Here is a 21924-nt window from a genome sequence, read left to right as displayed (position 1 = left end):
TTACCACCCCAGCATGTTCAGTAAAAAGCGGGTTACAAAGGCTTGCGTCAATATCGACAGCCCTTTATCAACATGCAAATAGAGCAAGATCCCCCTCATTTGAGAGGGCAGGTTATTAAAGGATGCGGAGATCAGGTCGCTAAATTGCAGGTTAATCAGTATCTGCTTGGCAACGTCCCAGGAAAAAGTGAGTAGAAATATCTTGAACTCGACCCACTGAATTGCCAATTTAACCGCTATCCAGGCTGCAAACTGCACTGCCAGTTGATATATATCGTTGAAAAATCCGTTAAAGAAATCACTCATCCATTCCATATATCACCTCTTAGCCACAATCATCAGCGCCAGAAAATAGAAGATGAACATCATGATGGCCGCTATCATTTCCCAATAACCCTCGACCTCGGGGCAGACGGAATAAGAGCGGCCAAACATCGAGAACATATCAAAACACTTGGGCACCGCCGCCGACCCGCTCAGGCTATATTGGAACATATCGACCATATCATCCTTAATACCATCATGGGTGTTCTTCAGCTGATCCTTTCGTTCCTGGAACTGCTTATTAATGGTTTCCAGGTCAAAGAAACAGTGCGCACCATCTTTACAGAGCTGCGATGTATATTCAGACCCTGCCACATGCAATGGATTTTGCGCAGAGCCTGGCATTTGCGTGTAATCAACCCCAGGGCCTTCATTGCCATTTCCGGTGCCGCCCGTACCATCACCGCCACCCGTACCGCCCTTATTAAGGGCCTCAGCAATGGCCTTTATATTACGGTTCGTCTCTATGCTGTTATTTCGCAAGTCCTGCGCGGTATTCCAATAAAAGTTATTAAGGGTACTATTCAAATCGTGAGTGCTATCTTTAATGCTGGAAACATCCCATTGATACCCCCTAACCAAATCATAAAAGGTTGCACCTATATGCGTTTGAGAAAAATCAGGGCCGAAAAGATTATTTTGCAACTCCTTGAGCGCCCGATACTCCCCGGTGCTTTGCCCTGGCCCATCCTGCGGATTTATCATGGCATTCTTGAGCCCAACAAATTCATCGTAAAACTTATAGCCTAACGCCGTCTGCTCCCGAATACTGTTCTCCATACCAACCTGACCATTATTGGTCGCCTTCATATAACGGAGAACGTCATCCATTTTGACATTAATATTTAGTGCATTCCGATTAGCACCCGCAGCACTATACATCAGGCTGGTAAAGCCACCTATCAGCGTCTCATTAACATGGCGCAAGGCCTCGGTGGTCATTTCCTGCTTGTCACCACCTACCCGAATACCGTTAGGCAAATTAGGAACCACATCACCATTATTGCCGTTATTGCTATTACTACCATTGTCGCCACTTCCATTAGGATCGCCATCAGAGCCACCATCCCCATCAGAACCACCGCCCATAGAACACTCCTGGCCGGTACTCTCAATCGGCCCCATGGTGCCGGCAGAAGGAGATTGAATACAGATACCAGGACACGCGACAAAGCAGCCGCCCAAAGAGGACGTTTCCCATTTCACGCAATACGGCAGCACAGTAGAGATCGGCAGGTTAGACAGGCGGATCCCGACAGGACAGCTCGCCGACACCCCCAACGGAAACAACAGTAAAAGCCAAGCGATGCGCACAGTACCCCCAATAAAAAAGGCGACCGGAGCCGCCTTTGTGTCATATCGAAAACGATGATCTGTAGCCTTCAACAAAGAACAGGAACCACAGCGTTCCGATGAGCAAAGACATGCTTAGGCTTTGCGCATCAGGCTGATCAGGATGCCCACGCCCACACAGGTAGCCACGACCAGCATCACCTTGGGAGAAGTCGCGGTCACGTCCGACTGGGTGGCGTCCAGGGCCTTGGCAGCGGCATCAGCAGCAGCTGTACCACCTTCGGCGAAGGCCGCACCGGTAGACAGGGAGCACACAGCAGCGATACAGCCATTACGGAAATAGTTTTTCATACTCGTTTATCCTCTTTTTGCACTTACGATGACACGGGCAATTGCGCCCAGTTTGAGGCCAGTGACCCAGATTAATAATCCAAAGCCAAAGGCCATCGACACAGTGGATACATTCAATTCAAACCAGCTCGATATATCCGTTAATTTGGCGTGTTCCTGGACAGTCAGGAGCACGTAATTACAAGAATCCCCCTCAGCTAAGCGGGCATATCCTTCAGAGGTAATATCTAGACAAAGCATTATCGCGCCCTCGTCGTCGCTCGCTGCGCGCTCTCGCTCCTCCTCCTCGCGGCGCGGTGGTTATACCGGCTGCTTTTTGGTGGGCTGGAAGCCGACAACCACGTTGCGGGTCGGATTCTGGGGATCCGCTTCCAGGACAAGATCCACCGCCACCAATTTCGGGCAGTCGGCCAGCTCTTTAATAGTGGCCGCATCGTTGCGCAGGGCTAATTGGCGCACTTCATAGCCCCAGGAGGTGATATTGCATTCCGGCTTGTTCACGTTATTAGCCGGTGCCAGGTATTCTACCTGGGCAAAGTCATAGGGAACCGGCGAGCCAGATTTACGGGACACGCCATAGCCATGAGTAACGCGGGTAACCAAAATACCAGTCAGCAGAGACATATTATTTATCCTTTGAAGAACCATTGTTAGGTCGAAAATAATGGCAGTTCGTCCAGGTCAGGAGGAACTGGCATTCTTAACCGCGCTGGAATATCGGTTTCTTCCAGGTGCGCTGTTAATTGGTTAACAATCTTCTCAGGGGATAGCCCCTCGATGTTTGCTAACCAATTGACAAGGCGACCGGCCATCCTGGACATATTAAATACGGCGTTGTCCCTGGACGTTTTGAATTTATTCTTAAAGGTGGTCACACGTACCGGTGTTATTTCTTCCTGGCAAACTGCATCCAGCCATTTGGCAAATTGCGGATACATGCCCGCAAAATAAGGGTCAGGGTTTACCAGGACATCCAGCGGAATGACTCTGTCTTTATTGTGTAATTCGCCTTCGGCGCGTACCCAGTTTGGGAACTCGGCCGATTGCATCTGTTTGCCTTTCTCATATATCCGCGCACACTTGCCGTTAATACGGCTGCCCACGTAGAAGGAACACCCCTTGCTCGGCACCATGCCGAAACGCTTGGCGATGCCCTTGGCCACCTCGGTGATCACGAACTCGCCCGATTCAATCTTCATCCAGGAAGGCGCACGGCCACGCTGCGGGTGAAACTCGCCGGCTTCGGCGCCGGCTATCGCGCCCTGGTAAGTGATGTGTTTGCCGCTGTAGTCATCCAGGGCAAGATCCACCCGCGTGATGCGCAGACCTGGCACATGAGAGATAACAGAGTGCAAAGCCTGGAAATCGAGGGCCGCACAACCCACGCCAGAAAAACTCACCATGCAACCATGGTTAGCCGCACCCCAACCAATCAGCCCGCAGGGCATCCCGTCACACAGCAGGTCAGCCGAGTTGGCGTAACCGTGCAGACCGGAGCGGCGAGGGCGCATGGTGAAACGCGGCTCGGGAATGGGGACACCGATACGGGTATTGAGTTCTTCCAGCCACAGCTCGATCTCGTTGCAGCAGAGGGCATCCAGGAACTGGACGCCATAGCTGTCGATAAGGTCGTTATAGGCTTCCCAATACTTGGCACCCTCGACCACCTCGAACTGGGAGAACTTGAGCAGGTCAGCGCAGACGGCTTTAAGCTCCTGGCGCATGTCGGCGCGGGACCGGTACCCAGAGTGCAGGGCACGTTCCATCATCTCGGTCATGGAAGGGGTCAGCACCGGGGCAGGGGACTTGGGCAGCCCCTTGAGGCTCAACCGCTCAGTGGCCTTGTCAAACGTCCGAGCGGGGGCAGGGGACGCGGCAGCCTGCTGCAGGCGCTCGGCCTTGTCATAGAGGCGCTCAGTTACCTTGTCAAAGCGGGTGAGGGGAGCGAACCCGACAGGGCGCTTCCACAGGTAACGCAAGCCCTCGACCGGCTGGGCGGCAAAGGCGGCCTGAATCGCCTTGTTCTGGGTCTCGAAGCGGGGGATAGCCTTCAAGAGGGCACCTTGCTTGGCCAGCTCGGTCATCTGACGCAGCTCGGTCGGGGCCCAGGTAAAGGAGAGATAGTCGATCAGGGTCTTCATATCTGCTTGTCCCCGTAGGTAACCGACAAGTAAAGCAGTGCAACCAGCAGGCAGAGAACCAGGAGCACAGCGAACTCGATAACCAACGGCTCGACGCTCACATCCAGGTTGTCGCCGATAACGCTATTTATCGGCATCACGGAGCTATGACCAGTCATCGAAAAACACTCCCTGGTCATAGAAGCCTTGCCATGTGTCCTCGGTCACCTCGACCAGCTCAAAAGCGGTGTCGGGGTACGTCATGGACAGGTAGATCCGCATCTCATGCAGGTCGCGGAACATCTCAACCTGACCGGCCACACAGGCGGAGACATCGCCGGTGGGCTCTGCCTGCCAGTAGACCTTGCGCTCGTTGAGCGCCGGCAGATCCTGGTTTTGTGGGCTACAGTAGGTCATAAGTTATGTATTCAAGTAGTTACTTAAGTAGATTCAATCATGTAATTACCTAAATAGAAACGAGGCGATTTTCGCCAAAATGGGTATGATGGGCCGATTGTCGAACTACTCAGGAGACAGAAACATGGACTCGAAAACACTGATTGAGGCCTACATGAGGGCCAAAAAGTACAGCCAGTTTCAGGAAGTCGCCGCAGACCTGGGATTTACCAGTTCTTACATCTCTGCAATCAAGCACGGTAAATCGCAACTGACTGATGCCACTGCAAAAAAGCTGGCTGAGGAAATTGGCCTGGATGCCAAAGAAGTGCTGTTAAGTCTGGCAGCCGTCAGAGAGACAGATCCCGAGATTAAAAAGGCCTGGTACGACATCCTGGCGAACTACACCAAAGGAGCAGGCACAGCTGTAGCCCTTGCGGCAGCGGTGTTTCTGGCCCCTGGCCACGGGCATGACCTAACCGCGCATAATGTATATTATGTTAAATCAATTATCTTGTTTCCTGTCACCACCTATTGAACTGTGTATAATGGCAACAATTGATCCTATCTCCGACCGGATATCTTAAGTGGCTGAATTAACATCAGAACAATTAAAACCTGTTTTTTCGATTGAACAGTTTCCTGCCCTCAGCGAACTCGAACCCATTCCCTTTGCCGCCTTGCAACCCAGAGCCATTTCCGGCATCAAGCGTCTCGCCAGTTTTGATGGTGACTGCCCGGTCATGCTGCTCAATGGTTTTCCCGGGGTGGATTATGAAGGCGTTTGCCAGACGCTGATCGCCGCTTCCAATGGCAAGGACGGTGACCTGTTCGATCTCTGCTACACCGAGAATCTGAACAATCCATTCAAGCCCATCTGGTTGCGCTTGCAACCCGGCACCGGCTTCGAGTTCTGTGAAATGGTCGGCGAATTGCTCAAGCTGATGAGCCATCATCTGGATGCCGAGCGCCTGGTCACCCGCATCATGCGCAAGCAGAACAACGATCCCAAGATCGATGACTTCCTCTCCGATCTGGCGGCGCACGTGGCTCAAGGGCTCGAATTCCAGCATCCGGTACTCATCAACCTGCTGATCCACCATGAAGAGCAGGAAGCGCCGGTCATCTATGGGCGGGATTTGAACTGGGATACCCTGTTTGGCTCCATCAACTATCAGACCGAGCAAGGTTCGGTCTATGCCAACCAGCACCTGCTGGAACCAGGTCTGCTGCGTCAGGCCAACGGTGGCTATCTGATTTTGCAGCTGGATGAGTTGCTGGATCAGCCCCATCTCTGGTTCAAGCTCAAGAACGCGATGCAAAAAGGTGAGCTGGATTGGAACGCCTATCAGGAAGGCAAGACCCTGACCCCCTTCTTCACTCCGGAAGCGACCCCCATCAAGCTCAAGCTGATCCTGGTCGGCGATCGGTTGGATGTGGCCGAGTTCCAGATGCTGGACAGAGACATGTCCGAGCGCATCTTCCTGCGCGCGGACCTGGTCTCCGAGGTGAACATCGAAGAGGATCTACCCGATTATCTTCAATATCTGGCCTGGCTGCGCGAGCGCTGGGAGCTGCTGGACTTCACCCCGGCCGCCCTCGCCGCCCTTTGCCGCCACGCCAGCCGGCTGTGCGACCACCAGGAGTGGCTGTCCCTCTCCGAAGTGCAACTTTCTGCCATCATGCGGATGGCCGACAGCCTGGCACGCGAGCTGGAAGCGGACGTCGTCACCGACGAGCACATTCGCGGTGCGCTGGAAGAGCAGGATTACCGCCTCAACTATCTGGTCGAGCAGTCCGACCAGGGCGTCATCGACGGCCAGATCCTGTTGCAGACCGATGGTGAGGAAGTGGGCCAGATCAACGGCCTCTCCGTCATCCAGGTCTCAGGGCATCCCTATGATTTTGGCGAGCCGGTGCGCCTCACTGCCACCGTGCATCTGGGTGATGGCGATGTGGCGGATATCGAGCGCAAAGCGGAGCTGGCAGGTCATATCCATGCCAAGGCGATGATGATCATCCACGGTTATCTCTCCAACAAATTTGGTGCCGAGAACCCTTCTCCGCTGTCGGCCAACCTGGTGTTCGAGCAGTCCTATCACGAAATCGATGGTGACAGCGCCTCGTTGACCGGTCTGTGTGCCCTGCTCTCTGCCCTCGCCCGCCAGCCCATCTACCAGCACTTTGCGGTGACCGGTGCGGTCGATCAGTTCGGCAATGTGCAGGCCGTTGGCGGCGTCAATGAGAAGATTGAAGGCTTCTTCCGGGTGTGCAAGATCCACGGTCTCACCGGCAAACAGGGGATCCTGCTACCCGGCACCAATGCCCAGCAGCTCAACCTGTCCGATGAGGTGATTGCAGCCGTCGAAGCCGGCCAATTCCATATCCATCCGGTGGATCATGTGGAAGAGGCCATCGAGCTGCTGACTGGCTGTGTTGCCGGTGAGCCGGATATGCCGGATACCCTGTTCGGCCGGATCCAGCAGCGGCTGGATGAGCTCAACGGCACCGACGTCATCAAGGGTGGTGTGCTGCGTCGCCTGTTTGGTCGAGTGTTCGGACGGTGAGAAAAGAAGTGATCGGAGTTGTTTAGCGAACAACTGTACGCTAAATTGGCCCAGCTTTGACCCATTTGAAGGATAAACAGCGTGACCGTAGACAATACCACCATTGATGCCCGCCTTTCCCTGTGTGAACAAGGCAAAGACTCGTTTACCCGTGAAGAGCTGCTCGCCTGCAGCCGTGGCGAACTGTTTGGTGAGGGTAACAGTCAGCTGCCCGCCCCCAACATGTTGATGATGGATCGCATCGTCAAGATCAATGACAACGGTGGTGAGCATGGCAAGGGCGAAATCCTGGCAGAGCTCGATATCACGCCGGATCTCTGGTTCTTCGATTGCCACTTCCCGGGTGATCCGGTCATGCCTGGCTGTCTCGGTCTGGATGCCATGTGGCAACTGGTCGGTTTCTTCCTGGGCTGGAAAGGCGGCCCCGGCAAGGGTCGTGCACTGGGGGTTGGCGAGGTGAAATTCACCGGCCAGATCCTGCCGACGGCCAAGAAAGTGACCTACAAGATCACCTTCAAGCGCGTCATCAACCGCAAGCTGGTGATGGGGATCGCTGATGGCGTGGTGGAAGTGGATGGTCGCCCGATCTACAGCGCTACCGATCTGAAAGTGGGTCTGTTCAAGGACACCACCGCATTCTAAGTCTGACCTTCAGGTCGAACTGAACAACGTAAAGGGGCCATCATGGCCCCTTTCCTTTTGCAATGAGTGATGAAGTACCGGCTACTTCATGAAGAGGCCTGAGCCCCGCCCTTCCATGGCATCACGCCAACCACCAAGCCAATGCCCACGGGCATCCAGGCATTGATACGGACACGCTTCTTTCTGTTTGCCGACCACGCCAGCCTGATAACCACGAGCACGAGCTCTTTCCAGACGGTCCCGTTTTTGTCTCTTCATCATCTACGACCCTCTTCCGTGGAACAAAAAAAGCGACCAATTATTCATCGGTCGCTTTCATCTTTACCCCAGGGGGTTGGCAGGGTCAAACAAAAAATTTCATGCTATCCGGTCATTGTGACACAAGACACTGAACCGCATTAATTTTTAGTGACACAACTTTTTAGCGTTGGAAACGCCGCAGCCAGGCGAATGGCAGGGCCAGCAGAGTCAACCAGAACAGGCTACCACCACCGCTGCCACCATCCTGACCGGTCTGGTTGTTGACCGGTGCGTTGGCGACCACATAACCGGCCGGATCGTTGTTCTTGTAGTCGGTTACCACCGGCGCCAGCTTGACGCTGACCACGGTAGCATTGGTGCGGTTGTTCAGATCGCTCTCGCTGTTGTAGCGATAAGCCGTGGCCGCGACGGTACCGTTGCTGCTGATGCCGCTGGCATAGGCGATGTGGTAGTAGTAACCGTTCTGGGTACACTGCTTGGCACCCGCATCATCCAGACCACAGATGAGATCGTTCAGATACCAGTTGTTGCCGGTCGCCGCGTTGAGCAGGAAACCTTCCTGCATGCGGTTGGTACCGTTGACCACGGGCTGGGTCTGATGGCGGGAATCACGCCAGCCAACCACCATGTTGTGGTTGTTGATGGCGGCCGCTTCCGAGCCGGAGCCGCTGAGCGGCTTGTCCTGCAGGGAGACCACGGCGTTGGTGGTCGGCGTGTTCAGGTTGAACACGAACATCTCGACCGGGCGGTTCTGGCCCTTGTTGATGCGATAGAGCTGGTTGCCGATCACATAACCGTTGTCGTTGACCCCCACGGCCCAGCTGTGTTGCAGCTTGGCGTCATCCTTGCCGGGCTCGCCTTCGGCCAGCGGGATGATCTGGGTAGTGCCTACCTTGCTGCCGTCCAGATCCAGCGTCCAGTAAGCGGCCAGGTTGCGACCGTCCAGGTAGTTGGTGCCGATCTCGCCGGTGGAGGAGTACCCTACCCCGTACAGATTGCCGTTGAATTTACCCACCCCGAGCGCGGAGGCGGTCTGCACCACTTCGTTGCGGGCGCGGGCATACTCGTTGGCCTGCAGCAGCTTGTTGAAGGTGCCGGTACTGTTAACCAGCCAGAAGCTGGCCTGAGTGTTGAGGCCCGGGCAGTAGCGGTAGTCGCCGTACTGGCCGTCGTTGCCGGCAAAGCACCAGTTGTAGGTTTCGGAGTTGACGGGGATGTTCTTGCCAGTGGCGGCGGTACCGGTCACCAGATACTGGCCGTTGTCCAGTTTCTTGATGCTGGTCGGTACGCTCAGGCTGTGAGTGCCGGCGCCGTCTTTCAGCTCGACGGGGTTGCCCTCCTCGACCACGGCGAAGGCAGTGCGCAGCTTGCCACTCATCTTGTAGCCCGCCCGGGTGCCGGGTACGTCGCCCAGCGCAGTCACCAGACCGTCGGTCTCGCCCAGCTGTACGTAACCTACGTTGTTGCGCTGATCGACCCCGTCGAGGAAGTCACGACGCCACTGATAGGCGAAGTTGCTGTTGTCGTTCCAGAAGGAGTTGCAGACCGAGTTGGAGAGCATGCAGCCCTGCTCGAAACGGAAACGATCGACCAGGAAGTCGGCGAAGCGTACGGTCGAGAAGTGCTCGGCCATGTTGTTCTTGGTATTGATCCCGATGAGCCCGTTGCCGTCGCCGCTGATCCCGCTGGCGTAACCCTTGTCGGACGCATCGACAATGGTGAAAAAGGGACTTTGTGCCGCCTGGGCATGCAGGCTGGCGCTGACCAGAATGGCCAGCATGGATAATTGCTTTTTCATCTACTTCCTTAGTCCTGATGTTTCAACGCTTCCAACTCCTCCCAACGGGAGAAGGCTTGTTCCAATGCAGCCTCTGCTGCATTCAGGGCATCCAGTTTGGCTTGAGTCTGGTCGCTCGGCAGGGAGAAGAAACCGGGGTGGTTGATCTCGGTCTGCAGGGCATCCAGCTCTGCCTCCAGCTGTTCCAGTCGAGCCGGTAGATTATCCAGCTCCAGCTGCAACTTGTAAGAGAGCTTTTTGGCTTTTGTGGCAGCAGGCGCCGGCGCCACGACAGGCTCTGGCGTTTTGCTCTGCACCTGTTTGGCGACGTGTTGCGCAGACTGCTGTGCCTGTTGTTGAGCACGGGTGGCCATCATGTCGGCGTAACCGCCCACATAATCGCTGATCTGCCCATCCCCTTCAAACAACCAGCAACCGGTCACGGTATTGTCGATGAAACGACGATCGTGGCTCACCAGCAACAGGGTGCCGGGGTAGTCCGCCAGCAGCTCTTCCAGCAATTCCAGCGTTTCGACATCCAGGTCGTTGGTTGGTTCATCGAGGATCAGTAAATTACTGGGCTTCAAGAACAATTTGGCCAACAGTAAACGGTTTTTTTCGCCCCCTGACAAGGCTTTCACCGGAGTGCGTGCCCGTTTTGGCTCAAACAGGAAGTCCTGCAGGTAACCGAGAATGTGGCGGGAGCGGCCGCGCACCATCACTTCCTGCTTGCCCTCCCCGACATTGTCCACCACCGTCTTCTCGGGATCGAGCTGCTCGCGGTACTGATCGAAGTAGGCCACTTCCAGATTGGTGCCCCCCTTGACCGTGCCACGACTTGGGCTCAACTGGCCGAGCAGCAGCTTGATGAGCGTCGACTTGCCGCAGCCGTTGGGGCCGACCAGCGCAATCTTGTCGCCGCGCAGCACCTGCAGATCCAGCCCCTGGAACAGGGTGCGATCACCAAAGTCCAGCCCCAGGCCTTCACTTTCAAATACCAGCTTGCCGGAGCGGCTTGCCTCGTCCAGCTGCAGCTTGGCCTTGCCCTGCAGTTCACGGCGCTGGGTCCGTTCCATCCGCATCGCCTTGAGGGCACGCACTCGCCCCTCATTGCGGGTACGACGGGCCTTGATCCCCTGGCGTACCCACACCTCTTCCTGGGCCAGCTTGCGATCGAATTCGGCGTTCTTGAGCTCCTCGACCCGCAACCACTCCTCTTTCCCCTGCAGGTACTCGTCATAGTTGCCGGGCCAGGAGGTGATCACGCCACGGTCCAGATCGATGATCCGGGTCGCCAGCTTGTGGATGAACTCCCGGTCGTGGGAGATGAAGACGATGGCGCCGCGAAAATCCTTGAGGAACTCTTCCAGCCAGTTGATGGCATCGATGTCCAGGTGGTTGGTCGGCTCGTCCAGCAGCAACAGATCCGGATCGCAGGCCAGCGCGCGAGCCAGTGCCACCTTGCGCAGCCAGCCGCCGGAGAGGCTGTCGAGGGTCACGTCGGGATCCAGACCCAGCAGGGTCAGCACCTGGTTGATGCGAGTCTCGAACTGCCAGCCATTCTGGTAGTCGAGCTGCTCCTGCAGCTGGCTCATCTTGCGGATGTTGGCATCGGAGGCATCGTGTGCCAGTTCCATGGAGATATGGTGATACTGCTTGAGCAGCTCCCCTACCCCGGCCAGCCCTTCGGCGGCGTAGTCAAACACGGTGAGTTCGCTCGACGCGGGGGGATCCTGCTCGAGACGGGTCACTTTCAAATCTTGTTGCAGCACCAGACGGCCGTCATCGAGCGGCAGTTCGCCGGCGATGACCTTCATCAGGGTGGACTTGCCCGCCCCGTTGCGCCCCACCAGACAGAGGCGCTCGCCCCGCTCGATGGTGAGCTCGGCCTGATCGAGCAGCGGAAAATCACTGAACGACAACGACGCGCCGTGCAATGTCAAAAGAGCCATTCTTGTTCCTTATTGCTAATGAAAAAACGGGTGGCAGACTGGATCTCCCCCCGTTTCATCGTCAAATCGCCCGCTCACCCCTGCCTGGCAAGCCACGCTTGCAGCTCAGCCAGGGTGAAGGGCCAACCCAGTTCACGCCCCGCTTCATCGCGCAGTACCGGAATGCGGACCCGATAGGTTGCCAGCCACTGCGCATCATCCATGATGTCGCACTGGCGAGTGTCGGCCGCAAGACCGGCCTGCTCCACCAGCGCCCACGCCTGTTCGCACAGGTGGCAGCCGTCGGTGTGAAACAGGGTCAGCATCAGGCCTGGGCCTCCGCATGGGTGATGATCCAGCAGTTGTGGATATGCTGGTTGCGCTCGAAATCCTTGGGTCGGGTCTTGCCGGTGATGTTCTGGGCCTTGAGACCGATGGCCTCGAGACCGGCCAGATCCATCTTGAAGTGGCGCTTGTTGTTGGAGAACACCAGGGTGCCACCCGCGGCCAGCAGCCGCTTCAGGTGCTGCATCAGCAGCAGGTGATCGCGCTGCACGTCGAAGCTCTCGTCCATCCGCTTGGAGTTGGAGAAGGTGGGCGGATCGATGAAGATGAGGTCGTACTGCTCGTCCGCCTCGGAGAGCCACTTCAGACAGTCGGCCTGCACGAACTTGTGCTCTCGGCCCACCAGCGAGTTGAGGCGCATGTTGTCTTGTGCCCAGTTGAGGTAGGTGCGCGACATGTCCACCGTGGTGGTTTCGCTGGCACCGCCCAACCCAGCATGCACGGTGGCACTGCCGGTGTAGGCAAAGAGGTTCAGGAAGCGCTTGCCCTTGGCCATCTGACCCAGCATGCGACGGGTCTGACGGTGGTCGAGGAACAGACCGGTGTCGAGATAGTCATAGAGGTTGACCCACAGACGGGCGCCGTACTCCTGCACTTCCATCCGGTGCTGCTCTTCGGAGAGCTTCTGATACTGCTGTTTGCCTTCCTGACGCTCGCGCACTTTCAGGATCACCTTCTCGCCGTCCATGCCGGTCACCTTGATGGCGGCCTGTACCATGTCGAGCAGGCGCTGACGGGTCTTCTGGGCGGGAATGTCCTTGGGCGCCGCGTACTCCTGCACCACCAGATAGTCCTGATAACGGTCGATGGCGGCGTTGTATTCCGGCAGATCGGCGTCATAGAGGCGATAGCAGTCGAGGTTCTCTTTCTGTGCCCACTTATCCAGGGTCTTCAGATTCTTGCGCAGACGGTTGGCAAAGTCCTGCGCCACCTCTTTCTGGGAAGCAACGGAGTCCTGTGCAATCTGGTAGTTGCGCAGCTGACACTCGAGGGCGCCGTTGAACAGGCGGTATTGCTTGTCGGCGCGCAGACGCAGGCAGCTCAAGAGCTCGGGGGATGCGGAAAGAATGGAGACTTTCCAGCCCTGGAAGCTGCGACGCAGGGCATCGCCGAGGGCCTGATGCACTTCCAGCAGGGCCGGGAACTCGCCAAGACGCTCGCCATAGGGGGGTTGGAGATCAGCATGCCGACCTGACGGGCCTCCCCTTCCACTGCCGGCATCGGCAGCGGGTTTTCCAGCGCGGTGACATCGGCCTGTTTGAAGGTGATGAGATGGGCCACGCCGGCGGCTTTGGCGTTGTCACGGGCTTTGAGCAGCACGCGGCTGTCGGCATCACAACCAAACAGCTTCACCTCGCAGCGCTGCATGCCGCGCTTGGCCCGTACCTGAGCCTCCATCAGCAGGCTCTGCCACAGCTCGCTATCGTGCTGCAGCCAGCGATCGAACCCGAAACGCTCACGGCGCAGGGCCGGTGCCATGTCCGCGGCGATAAAGGCGGCTTCCACCAGCAGCGTACCGGAACCACACATGGGGTCCATCATGGGCTCGCCGGCCCAGCCGCTACGGGCAATCATGGCAGCGGCCAGGTTCTCTTTGAGCGGCGCCTCGCCGGTGCCCTGACGGTAGAAACGCTGGTGCAGCGCGGGGCCTGACAAGTCCAGCGTGATATTGGCCTTGCCCTTGCCCAGGTGCGCCATGATGCGAATATCCGGCGACTTCTTGTCCACGTCAGGACGCACATGACCGCGCTTGGTAAAGCGATCGACGATGGCATCCTTGATCTTCAGGGCACCGTACTGGGTATTGCGAATGGCCGGATTGGTACCGGTAAAATCCACCGCAATGGTGGAAGTACCGGAGAAGTGCTCTTCCCAGGGAATGGTGTGAGCACCCAGATAGAGATCCAGGTCGTCATTCATCTGGAATTCGGACAGCACCAGCACGATGCGGGAGGCGAAACGGCTCCATAGACAGGCCTTGTAGCCAGTGGCCAGTTCGCCTTTGAAATGCACGCCAGCCACGGTCTCACGGACCTGCTCTGCGCCCAGGTTGGTCAGCTCGACGGCCAACAGGTTTTCCAGCCCTTTGGGGCAGGTTGCAAAAAATTCTTTCATCACGCTCACGGGGAACCCATAAAAATAGTGCCGCATTATACCTTAAGCCGCGATCCGGAGCAGCAAAAGCTTGCCAGTCACGACATAAACCGAGGGTATCTGACATGCGCCGCCTCCGACCTTTTGGCCGCTCTGGCGAGGCATGCGCGCAGGAAGGATCTGACGAAGAAAAAACGTACCCGCCGCTCGACAAGTTCAAATAATCACCTGTTGCACTCCGGCATCTCTCATTGGCACGGTATTACCTTGCTGAGGCAGCAACCATATATGACATGGCCATGGTCAGGAATAGACGAGCTGTCCCGCTGCCATATCTGACAGGCGTCAAACAAGACTCAACTCGTTATTATTCCCATGACAGAGCAAGTCCTTTCTGTAAACCCCGTGTTTGGCTCTCCCGTTATCGTCCGTAAACGGGAGGGCTATTTTTTCCTCCCCTCCCTGTTCATCTCGCTATTGTCCGACTGTCACATCTATCAGGTTTCAAGAGAAACTACAGGATTTAAAATAACCCCGTGTTGTTGATACAACCGCTTATTCCTCCTGTAGTGTGTGTTTGCCGCCCTCTTATCAAATTGATCGGAGGGCGTTTTTTGCACAAAAGCAGTCGCCTGAAATAATCAAGACTAATGATAGGAACAGAATGGATACAAGTAGGTGTTCATCAGGATGAACCGAATGAGAGGATAAAGGCTTGCTATAAAATAACCCGAGATTCAACTCACCTGGCGATATTGCGCCTGTGCCACCGGCCTTGGGCTCATACGATTGTTCATCACCTTGATAACGCCAAAACGGGGCAGTGTCTTGCTGGTGGTCAATATCAGATCGTCAGTCAGGTTCAAACAGACGCTGGCCTGATCACCGGCTTCGATCACCAGAAACTCCCCTTTACCGTGTGGGGTGCCCATGCACACCAGCGCACCGGTTTCGGGAATAATGGCGGGGTGGGTTTCCCCAAAGAACCAGCTTTGTGGCATCAGGGGTTTGTAAAAGCGGCTGACGGCGATGGCATTGAGTACCAGCTGAACCTGGTGCGGTACACTCCACTCCAGTTCGGCAACCCTGTCCATCAGCTGATAATAGAGCGCTGCATCATCCACGCAAAAAGGCTGGGTGGTGAAGGAGCTGGGCACCAATTGTCGTCCTTTATATTCGGTGGCGAAGATCATGCGATCAGATAAATCCAGCATCAGACGATCATCATGAGCATCATAATGCCACTGCCAATTGTCATTGGGTTGGATACACATGCAGGTGCCCTTACTGAAAGTCGTTACTCGACTTTATTCCATGTCGAGAATTTCAGCAACTTTAAATAAAGGGCACCGATTTATTTCTTATATATGGGTCACAATCTCTTTGACCAGAACCGGCCCCTTATAAATAAAGCCGCTGTAAATCTGGACCAGACTGGCACCCGCAGCAAGCTTCTCGCGGGCCGCCATGGCACTGTCGATGCCACCTACGCCAATAATGGGCAGCGCACCATCCAGTGCCTTGGCCAGCTGGCGGATCACTTCGGTGCTCTTGTGCTGCAAAGGACGACCGCTGAGGCCACCCGCTTCAGCGGCATGGGGCATGTCATAAATCATGTCGCGCTCAAGGGTGGTATTGGTGGCAATGACCCCATCAATGCCATTCTTTATCAAGGATGCGGCCACCTGATTAATTTCATCCGGGGTCAAATCCGGCGCAATTTTAACGGCCAGTGGCACGTATTTCTTATATTGCGCGGCCAGCTCCTGCTGACGAACCTTGAGGGCGGCCAACAGTTCATCAAGTGCATCGCCATATTGCAGAGAACGCAACCCCGGCGTATTGGGGGAAGAGATATTGACGGCAATATAACCGGCATGGTCATACACCTTGTCCATGCAGATCAGATAATCATCCTTGCCCTGCTCGATGGGGGTGTCCTTGTTCTTGCCGATATTGATGCCGATCACCCCCTGATATTTGGCCTTCTTGACCTGGGCAACCAGGTGGTCAACTCCTTTGTTGTTGAAGCCCATCCGGTTGATGATCCCCTCTGCCGGAATCACCCGGAACAGACGCGGCTTGTCATTGCCGCTCTGGGGTCTGGGGGTGACGGTACCGACCTCGATAAAGCCGAATCCCATGGCCCCGAAGGCATCGATACACTCGCCATCCTTGTCCAGTCCGGCCGCCAGACCCACCGGATTGGCAAAAGAAAGCCCCATGACAGTGACGGGGCGTTTGGGCAAGGAGTGGCGGAAGAAACAATCAAGCGGCGTACCGAGAAGGCGGGGCAAATATTTGATGGAGAGATCGTGCGCCTGTTCCGGGTTGAGCTTGAACAGGAAATGCCTGGCGAGAGGGTACAGCATGTTTGCTCCTTAAAAAAAGCCCCGGCAACTGGCCGGGGCTTTGGGTGTGATACCGCTGTCATGCCTTAACTGGCAATCACAGTGCTCGGCAATTCAACTGGAGCAGGTTCAACTCCCGCAAGGCCACCGAGAACTTGGCGAACTCATGGGTACTGGTGGTCTTGAAGTCGGCCAACATGTGGGTCCAACGGGACAAGAGTTGCTCATGCTCCGAAATCCAGTCGGCCAGTATGGTAGCGCATTCTCCCTGATCTTTGCACCCTTCCAGCACCACGGAAGTGAGGCTGCGCTGCTGCCAGTCCAGATCTTCGCGGAAGGAGGCCCGCGCCATCGCCTGCCAGTGGTTGCCCACCGGTTGATGGTTGATCTGGTCGAGGAACCAGTGCAGGTCCAGCTTGGCGCCGAGGCGATAGTAGACGTTGGCGGCACGCAGGATATCGGTCTTGTGCTCCGCGGCGATCTGCGCCAGATCCAGGCTGGAGAAGAGGCTGCTCATGTGGGCCACCTGACGGGCGATGGCTGCCGGCACTTGCTTAGCCACCAACGCTGCGACCGCCTGCTGGTGTTCGGCCACTTCGCTCTCGTCCATCACCTCGTAGAGGTGCTGACCCAGCGTCTCGAAGGCCGGGCGGAAGAAGGCGATGTTCTCGCTGATGCTCCAGCTGCGATTGCGGGCACGCAGGAACCAGCGGGTGGCGCGGCGCACGATGCGGCGGCTGTAGAACATCAGTTCGAGCTGGGTCTCTGCCCCCACCAGGTTGTCGCACCCTTCGATGTCACGCCACAGCTGGTTGAGGCCGAATACCTCGCGCGCCATGGCGAAACAGCAGGCCACTTCCGCCACCGAGGCACCGGTCTCGTCCTTCATCCGGCTGGCGAAGTTGAGCCCCATGTCGTTGACCAGCATGTTGGCCACCCGGGTCGCGATGATCTCGCCGCGCAGCGGATGCTGGGCCAGTGCCGCCCCGAACTGCTGCTGCAGCTTGGCCGGGAAGCTGGTCACCAGCATGTTGGCGAGGAACGGCTCGTCGGTCACTTCCGGGCAGTTGAGCTGCTCTTTGAGTACCATCTTGCCGTAGGCCACCAGCACCGCCAGTTCGGGTCGGGTCAGCCCCTGCCCCGCCGCCATCCGCTCGGAGAGCTCCTCGTCGGAGGGCAGGAACTCCAGGGCACGGTCCAGCTTGCCTTCCCGCTCCAGCCCCTGGATGAAACGCTGCTGCTCCTTGAGCTGCTCGGCACCACGGAAACTGGTCACCGAGATGGACTGGGACTGGCGATAGGCGTTGGTGATGACAATCTGCGCCACGTCGTCGGTCATCTCATAGAGCATCTGGTTGCGCTGCTTGAGGGTCAGGTCACCGGCCGCCACCAGCTGGTTCAGCAGGATCTTGATGTTCACCTCGTTGTCGGAGCAATCCACCCCGCCCACGTTGTCGGTGAAGTCGGTGTTGATGCGACCACCCTGGCTGGCGTACTCCACCCGGCCCAGCTGGGTAAAGCCGAGGTTGCCGCCCTCACCCACGATGCGGGCCCGCAGATCGCGGCCATTGACCCGCAGCACGTCGTTGCTGCGATCGCCCACTTCGGCGTCGCTCTCGCGGGAACTCTTCACATAGGTGCCGATGCCGCCGTTCCACAGCAGATCGACGTTCAGGCAGAGCAGCGCCTTGATCAGCTCGTTCGGCGCCATGCTGGCCTTGTCGGTGCCGAGCAGGGTCTGGATCTCGGGGCTCAGCTTGATGGACTTGGCCGAGCGCAGGAAGATGCCGCCCCCTTGGGAGATCAGCTCCCGGTTGTAGTCATCCCAGCTGGAGCCGGGCAGCTCGAACAGCCGCTTGCGCTCGACGAAGCTCTTGTCCGCATTGGGGGTCGGGTCGATGAAGATGTGCATGTGGTTGAAGGCGCCCACCAGCTGAGTGTGCTCGGAGAGCAGCATGCCGTTGCCGAACACGTCCCCCGCCATGTCGCCGATGCCGACGCAGGTGAAGTCGGTGGTCTGGCAGTTGACGCCGATCTCGCGAAAATGCCGCTTGACCGATTCCCAGGCGCCGCGGGCGGTGATGCCCATCTTCTTGTGGTCATAGCCGACCGAGCCGCCGGAGGCGAACGCGTCGCCCAGCCAGTGGCCGTATTCGAGGCTTATTTCGTTGGCGATGTCGGAGAAGGTCGCGGTGCCCTTGTCGGCGGCCACTACCAGGTAGTAATCATCCTCGTCGTGACGCACCACGGATTTCGGCGGGATCACCTCGCCGCCGATGATGTTGTCGGTCACATCGAGCAGGCCGCGGATAAACAGGCGATAGCAGGCCTTGCCCTCTTCCTGGATGACGGCACGGGGGGCGCCTGCCGGCATCTGTTTGCAGTAGAAGCCGCCCTTGGCGCCGACCGGGACGATGACGGTGTTCTTCACCTGCTGGGCTTTTACCAGACCCAGAACTTCGGTACGGAAGTCCTCCTTGCGATCAGACCAGCGCAGACCGCCACGGGCCACCTTGCCCCAGCGCAGGTGCACCCCTTCCACCCGCGGCGAGTAGACGAAGATCTCGAACTTGGGCAGCGGCAGCGGCATGTCGGTGATGCTGGAGGGGGCCAGCTTGAAGGAGATGTAGGGCTTGATGTTGCCCGCTTTGTCCAGCTGGTAGTAGTTGGTGCGCAGGGTGGCGTCGATCATCTCCACATAGCGGCGGATGATGCGGTCGTCATCCAGGTTGGCGACCTGATCCAGCTTGGCGGCGAGCTGCTCGTGCAGCTTGGCGGATGCCTTGGCATCTTGCGATGGCACCTTGGCGTCCTGCTTGCCGGCCGGGTCCAGGCGCTGTTCGAACAGGGTGAACAGCAGCTGGGCGATATCCGGGTAGCGAGTCAGGGTCTCTTCGATATAGGACTGGCTGAAGGAGACGCCGGTCTGACGCATGTATTTGGCATAGGCGCGCAGCACCGAGACCTGACGACCGGTAAGGCCGGCTCCCAGCACCAGGCGGTTGAAGCCATCATCTTCCAGCTGCTTGTTCCAGATGGCTGCGAAAGCCTGCTGGAAGCGCTGCTGGCTCTGCTCCAGATCGAACGGCTGCTCGCCATGCAGCAACATGGAGAAGTCGAGGATCCAGAAGATGTCGCCCGCCGGGGTGCGCACCTGATACGGGGTTTCGCCGATGACGCGCAGTCCCATGTTTTCCAGCATGGGCAGCACATCGGAGAGGTGGATGGGTTCGGTGCGGTGGAACAGTTTGAGGCGGACCCGACGATCGTTCTCCTCCTCCTGGGCGCGGTAGAACAGCATGCCGAGCGGATTGGCTTCGCTCAGGTTGTCCAGCTCCATGATGTCGGCCACAGCGGAACCCGGCAGCACGTCTTCCTTGTAGGCACGGGGGAAGGCGGTGCTGAAACGGCGGCGCAGTTCGTTGCCACGGGCTTCACCGTAGTGAGAGAGCAGCACGGAGTCGAGGCGATCATCCCAGCTGCGGGCCGCTTCAATCAGGTTGTTCTGTACTTCGTTCACATCCACATCCACGTTGTTGTTGTTGACCCGCACTATGTAGTGGGTCCGTGCCAGCACGCCCTCGGTGAAGTAGACGTTGAACTCCACCTCTTCGCTGCTGCCAAAATACTTTTGCAGGATCTGCTGGGTCTTGACCCGCAGCGCCGTGTTGTAGCGCTCCTTGGTGACATAGACCATGCAGGAGAAGAAGCGGCCGTACACATCGCGGCGCACGAACAGGCGCAGCATGTCGCGCTCCTGCATCTCCAGCACGCCAAGACCGGTGGCCAGCAGCTCCTCTTCACGGGCCTGGATCAGCTCGTCACGCGGGTAGGTTTCCAGTACGTTCAGCAGCGCCTTGTAGGCGTGGGAGCCCTTCTCGTGACCGGAAGCGGCCATGATGTGCTCGAGACGGTGACTGATGAGCGGGATCTGGGTCGCGCTGGTGTTGTAGATGGAGGAGGCATAAAGGCCGATGAAGCGATCCTCTCCCACCACCTTGCCGTGCTCGTCGAAGCGCTTGATGCCGATGTAGTCCACATACGCCGGGCGATGCACCCGCGACTTGCTGTTGGACTTGGTGAGGATCAGCAGGTCAGAACTCAGCGCCGCGTGACGGGCACTGGCCGGCATGTTGCCAAGGCGTTGCCCCACTTCCTTGATGGAGTTCTTCATCAGACCCAGGCTGGAGTCGGCCTGGGGCAGGATCTCGTGATCCCCCTCCACCGCCTTGACGTCGTAGCGACGATAGCCCATCAGGGTGAAGTTATGGGCCGCTACCCACTTGAGAAAGGCAACGCAGGAGTCCACTTCAGCCTGACCGACCGGGTTCTTGCGCTTGGGCAGCTCGTCGATGATCTCGTTCAGGCGCGCCAGCATCGGCTGCCAGTCACCGACCGCCAGGGCCACTTCACCGGCCACGGAGTTGAGCTCGGCGGTCAACCCTTCCATCTGCTCCTCGCTGGTGAGGTGATCGATCTCGATAAGGAAGGCGGTTTCGACCGAGGTCTGTTCGGCGCTGTTGTCGAGATCCAGAATGGCGCTGATCTTGCCCTCGTTGCCGCGAATGAGGTGCAGCGGCTGGTGCAACATCATGTGCGCCGTGATGCCCCGGCGCTTGAGCGCCATGCGGATGGAGTCCACCAGGAAGGGAGAGTCCTGCAAGATGATCTCGACGATGGTATGGGGAGACTGCCAGCCATGGCGGGTCAGCTCGGGATTGTAGACCCGGATATAGGGCTCTGTGCTGGTGCGCTGGTTGAGCGCATTCCACAGGCTGAGCGCGGCGCCATAGAGATCGCTGTCATTGCGATCGTGCAGATCGGTGCTCGCCATGTTGCCGTAGAACTTGGCGACGAAGCACTCGACCAGGGAGGCACTCTTCTTGGGCAACTTCTGATGGATCAGGCTGAGAACGTTTTCGAGCAGAACTGAGGTAGGGGCGTCTTTCAATGCCATTTCTATATTCCTTATCGGACGACATTAACCACCGACACAGAGACATCCACCCTGGATGCCCACCGGTACAGAGTTGCTGCGAAGTGTAATGTCTTGGATCAAGGAAGGCGAGCAAAGGTGATAATGAGTTGTTAAAAACAAGGGTCAGATCACGCCTTAAGCTGTGAAATATTTTGCCGTTCTGGCAAAAAACAGAAAATCCCACTGGATGGTTACGGATTTACCGGATAGATAGTGACTTAAAGCAGTGAATTGCGCGGAAATATGTTCAAGTTTTGTTAATTTATGCGTTCTAGGCTGATAAAGCGATAATCGTCCTGGGTTTTGAGGCGAAAATAGCCATGTACCCCGCTGATGGCGACGAAAGGCCGGATTTTCTCTATGCCCAGCTCCAGGGTCAGCCCCTGCTCGCTGCGTACCACCAGCCGTTTGGCCTGGCCCTGATACATCAGCATGACCTCGTCGTGGCTCAGGGACAGGCGAAAGGTAAACTGCTTCACGATGACTCCTCTGGT

The 21924-nt window shown here is 57.3% G+C and carries 17 protein-coding genes and 1 pseudogene; 3 read left to right on the top strand and 15 right to left on the bottom strand.

Translation table 11 applies throughout. The annotated features are described in order from the left end of the window. The 6 genes from E5E96_RS18350 to E5E96_RS18325 all read right to left on the bottom strand — a co-directional run bounded on the left by E5E96_RS18350 (position 1) and on the right by E5E96_RS18325 (position 4505). Positions 1 to 315, bottom strand: a complete 315-nt coding sequence (locus tag E5E96_RS18350) for a DUF2523 family protein (RefSeq protein WP_017408439.1) — start codon at positions 313 to 315, stop codon at positions 1 to 3. 3 nt (positions 316 to 318) lie between these two features. Beyond that, positions 319 to 1413 (bottom strand): hypothetical protein, encoded by a 1095-nt coding sequence (locus E5E96_RS18345; protein WP_253264655.1) that lies wholly within the window; start codon positions 1411 to 1413, stop codon positions 319 to 321. Between the two features lie 339 nt (positions 1414 to 1752). Then, entirely contained in the window at positions 1753 to 1968 is a 216-nt protein-coding gene (locus E5E96_RS18340) for a hypothetical protein (RefSeq protein WP_017408442.1), read from the bottom strand. A 300-nt stretch (positions 1969 to 2268) separates the two neighbouring features. Beyond that, the gene (locus tag E5E96_RS18335; protein WP_017408443.1) at positions 2269 to 2592 is read right to left on the bottom strand and encodes a hypothetical protein; all 324 of its coding nucleotides are present in this window, start codon (positions 2590 to 2592) and stop codon (positions 2269 to 2271) included. A 26-nt stretch (positions 2593 to 2618) separates the two neighbouring features. After that, positions 2619 to 4109, bottom strand: coding sequence for a replication initiation factor domain-containing protein (locus tag E5E96_RS18330; protein WP_158197269.1), 1491 nt, complete (start codon positions 4107 to 4109; stop codon positions 2619 to 2621). A 144-nt stretch (positions 4110 to 4253) separates the two neighbouring features. Then, complete coding sequence (locus E5E96_RS18325; RefSeq protein WP_017408446.1) at positions 4254 to 4505, bottom strand: hypothetical protein; 252 nt, start codon at positions 4503 to 4505, stop codon at positions 4254 to 4256. A 124-nt stretch (positions 4506 to 4629) separates the two neighbouring features. On the opposite strand from E5E96_RS18325, the gene E5E96_RS18320 reads away from it, so the two are divergent. The 3 genes from E5E96_RS18320 (at position 4630) to fabA (ending at position 7693) form a co-directional block, all read left to right on the top strand. Beyond that, a complete protein-coding gene (locus E5E96_RS18320) occupies positions 4630 to 5022 on the top strand; it encodes a helix-turn-helix domain-containing protein (RefSeq protein WP_171282782.1) in 393 nt (130 codons plus the stop codon). Between the two features lie 49 nt (positions 5023 to 5071). Next, on the top strand, positions 5072 to 7051 hold the full coding sequence (locus E5E96_RS18315) for a Lon protease family protein (protein WP_171282781.1): 1980 nt from the start codon (positions 5072 to 5074) through the stop codon (positions 7049 to 7051). Between the two features lie 81 nt (positions 7052 to 7132). Next, on the top strand, positions 7133 to 7693 hold the full coding sequence (fabA, locus tag E5E96_RS18310; RefSeq protein WP_016350690.1) for a 3-hydroxyacyl-[acyl-carrier-protein] dehydratase FabA: 561 nt from the start codon (positions 7133 to 7135) through the stop codon (positions 7691 to 7693). 81 nt (positions 7694 to 7774) lie between these two features. Here the strand turns inward: fabA and rmf are convergent, their stop codons facing one another. The 9 genes and pseudogenes from rmf to E5E96_RS18265 all read right to left on the bottom strand — a co-directional run bounded on the left by rmf (position 7775) and on the right by E5E96_RS18265 (position 21909). Continuing rightward, on the bottom strand, positions 7775 to 7951 hold the full coding sequence (rmf, locus tag E5E96_RS18305) for a ribosome modulation factor (RefSeq protein ID WP_010674759.1): 177 nt from the start codon (positions 7949 to 7951) through the stop codon (positions 7775 to 7777). A gap of 163 nt (positions 7952 to 8114) precedes the next feature. After that, on the bottom strand, positions 8115 to 9752 hold the full coding sequence (locus tag E5E96_RS18300; protein ID WP_171282780.1) for a DUF3466 family protein: 1638 nt from the start codon (positions 9750 to 9752) through the stop codon (positions 8115 to 8117). A gap of 8 nt (positions 9753 to 9760) precedes the next feature. After that, on the bottom strand, positions 9761 to 11683 hold the full coding sequence (locus E5E96_RS18295; RefSeq protein ID WP_139750250.1) for an ABC transporter ATP-binding protein: 1923 nt from the start codon (positions 11681 to 11683) through the stop codon (positions 9761 to 9763). Positions 11684 to 11757: 74 nt separating this feature from the next. After that, positions 11758 to 11988: a glutaredoxin family protein gene (locus E5E96_RS18290; RefSeq protein ID WP_011706136.1), complete on the bottom strand. Its 231-nt coding sequence runs from the start codon at positions 11986 to 11988 to the stop codon at positions 11758 to 11760. Next, positions 11988 to 14158: pseudogene (gene rlmKL / locus E5E96_RS18285) on the bottom strand (bifunctional 23S rRNA (guanine(2069)-N(7))-methyltransferase RlmK/23S rRNA (guanine(2445)-N(2))-methyltransferase RlmL). Before rlmKL ends, E5E96_RS18290 begins: the two are co-directional and overlap by 1 nt. A 680-nt stretch (positions 14159 to 14838) precedes the next feature. After that, on the bottom strand, positions 14839 to 15375 hold the full coding sequence (locus tag E5E96_RS18280; RefSeq protein ID WP_171282779.1) for a cell division protein ZapC: 537 nt from the start codon (positions 15373 to 15375) through the stop codon (positions 14839 to 14841). A gap of 87 nt (positions 15376 to 15462) precedes the next feature. Further along, positions 15463 to 16473: a quinone-dependent dihydroorotate dehydrogenase gene (gene pyrD / locus E5E96_RS18275; protein ID WP_101149101.1), complete on the bottom strand. Its 1011-nt coding sequence runs from the start codon at positions 16471 to 16473 to the stop codon at positions 15463 to 15465. A gap of 76 nt (positions 16474 to 16549) precedes the next feature. Then, positions 16550 to 21409 (bottom strand): NAD-glutamate dehydrogenase, encoded by a 4860-nt coding sequence (locus E5E96_RS18270; RefSeq protein ID WP_171282778.1) that lies wholly within the window; start codon positions 21407 to 21409, stop codon positions 16550 to 16552. A 278-nt stretch (positions 21410 to 21687) separates the two neighbouring features. Beyond that, the gene (locus tag E5E96_RS18265) at positions 21688 to 21909 is read right to left on the bottom strand and encodes a DUF2835 domain-containing protein (protein ID WP_171282777.1); all 222 of its coding nucleotides are present in this window, start codon (positions 21907 to 21909) and stop codon (positions 21688 to 21690) included. Between the last annotated feature and the right edge of the window lie 15 nt (positions 21910 to 21924).

Source organism: Aeromonas sp. 1805, from assembly GCF_013085525.1.
Taxonomy (GTDB): Bacteria; Pseudomonadota; Gammaproteobacteria; order Enterobacterales; family Aeromonadaceae; genus Aeromonas; species Aeromonas hydrophila.
Note: the sequence above shows the minus strand (reverse complement) of the source record. Positions and strands in the feature narration are given on the sequence as shown.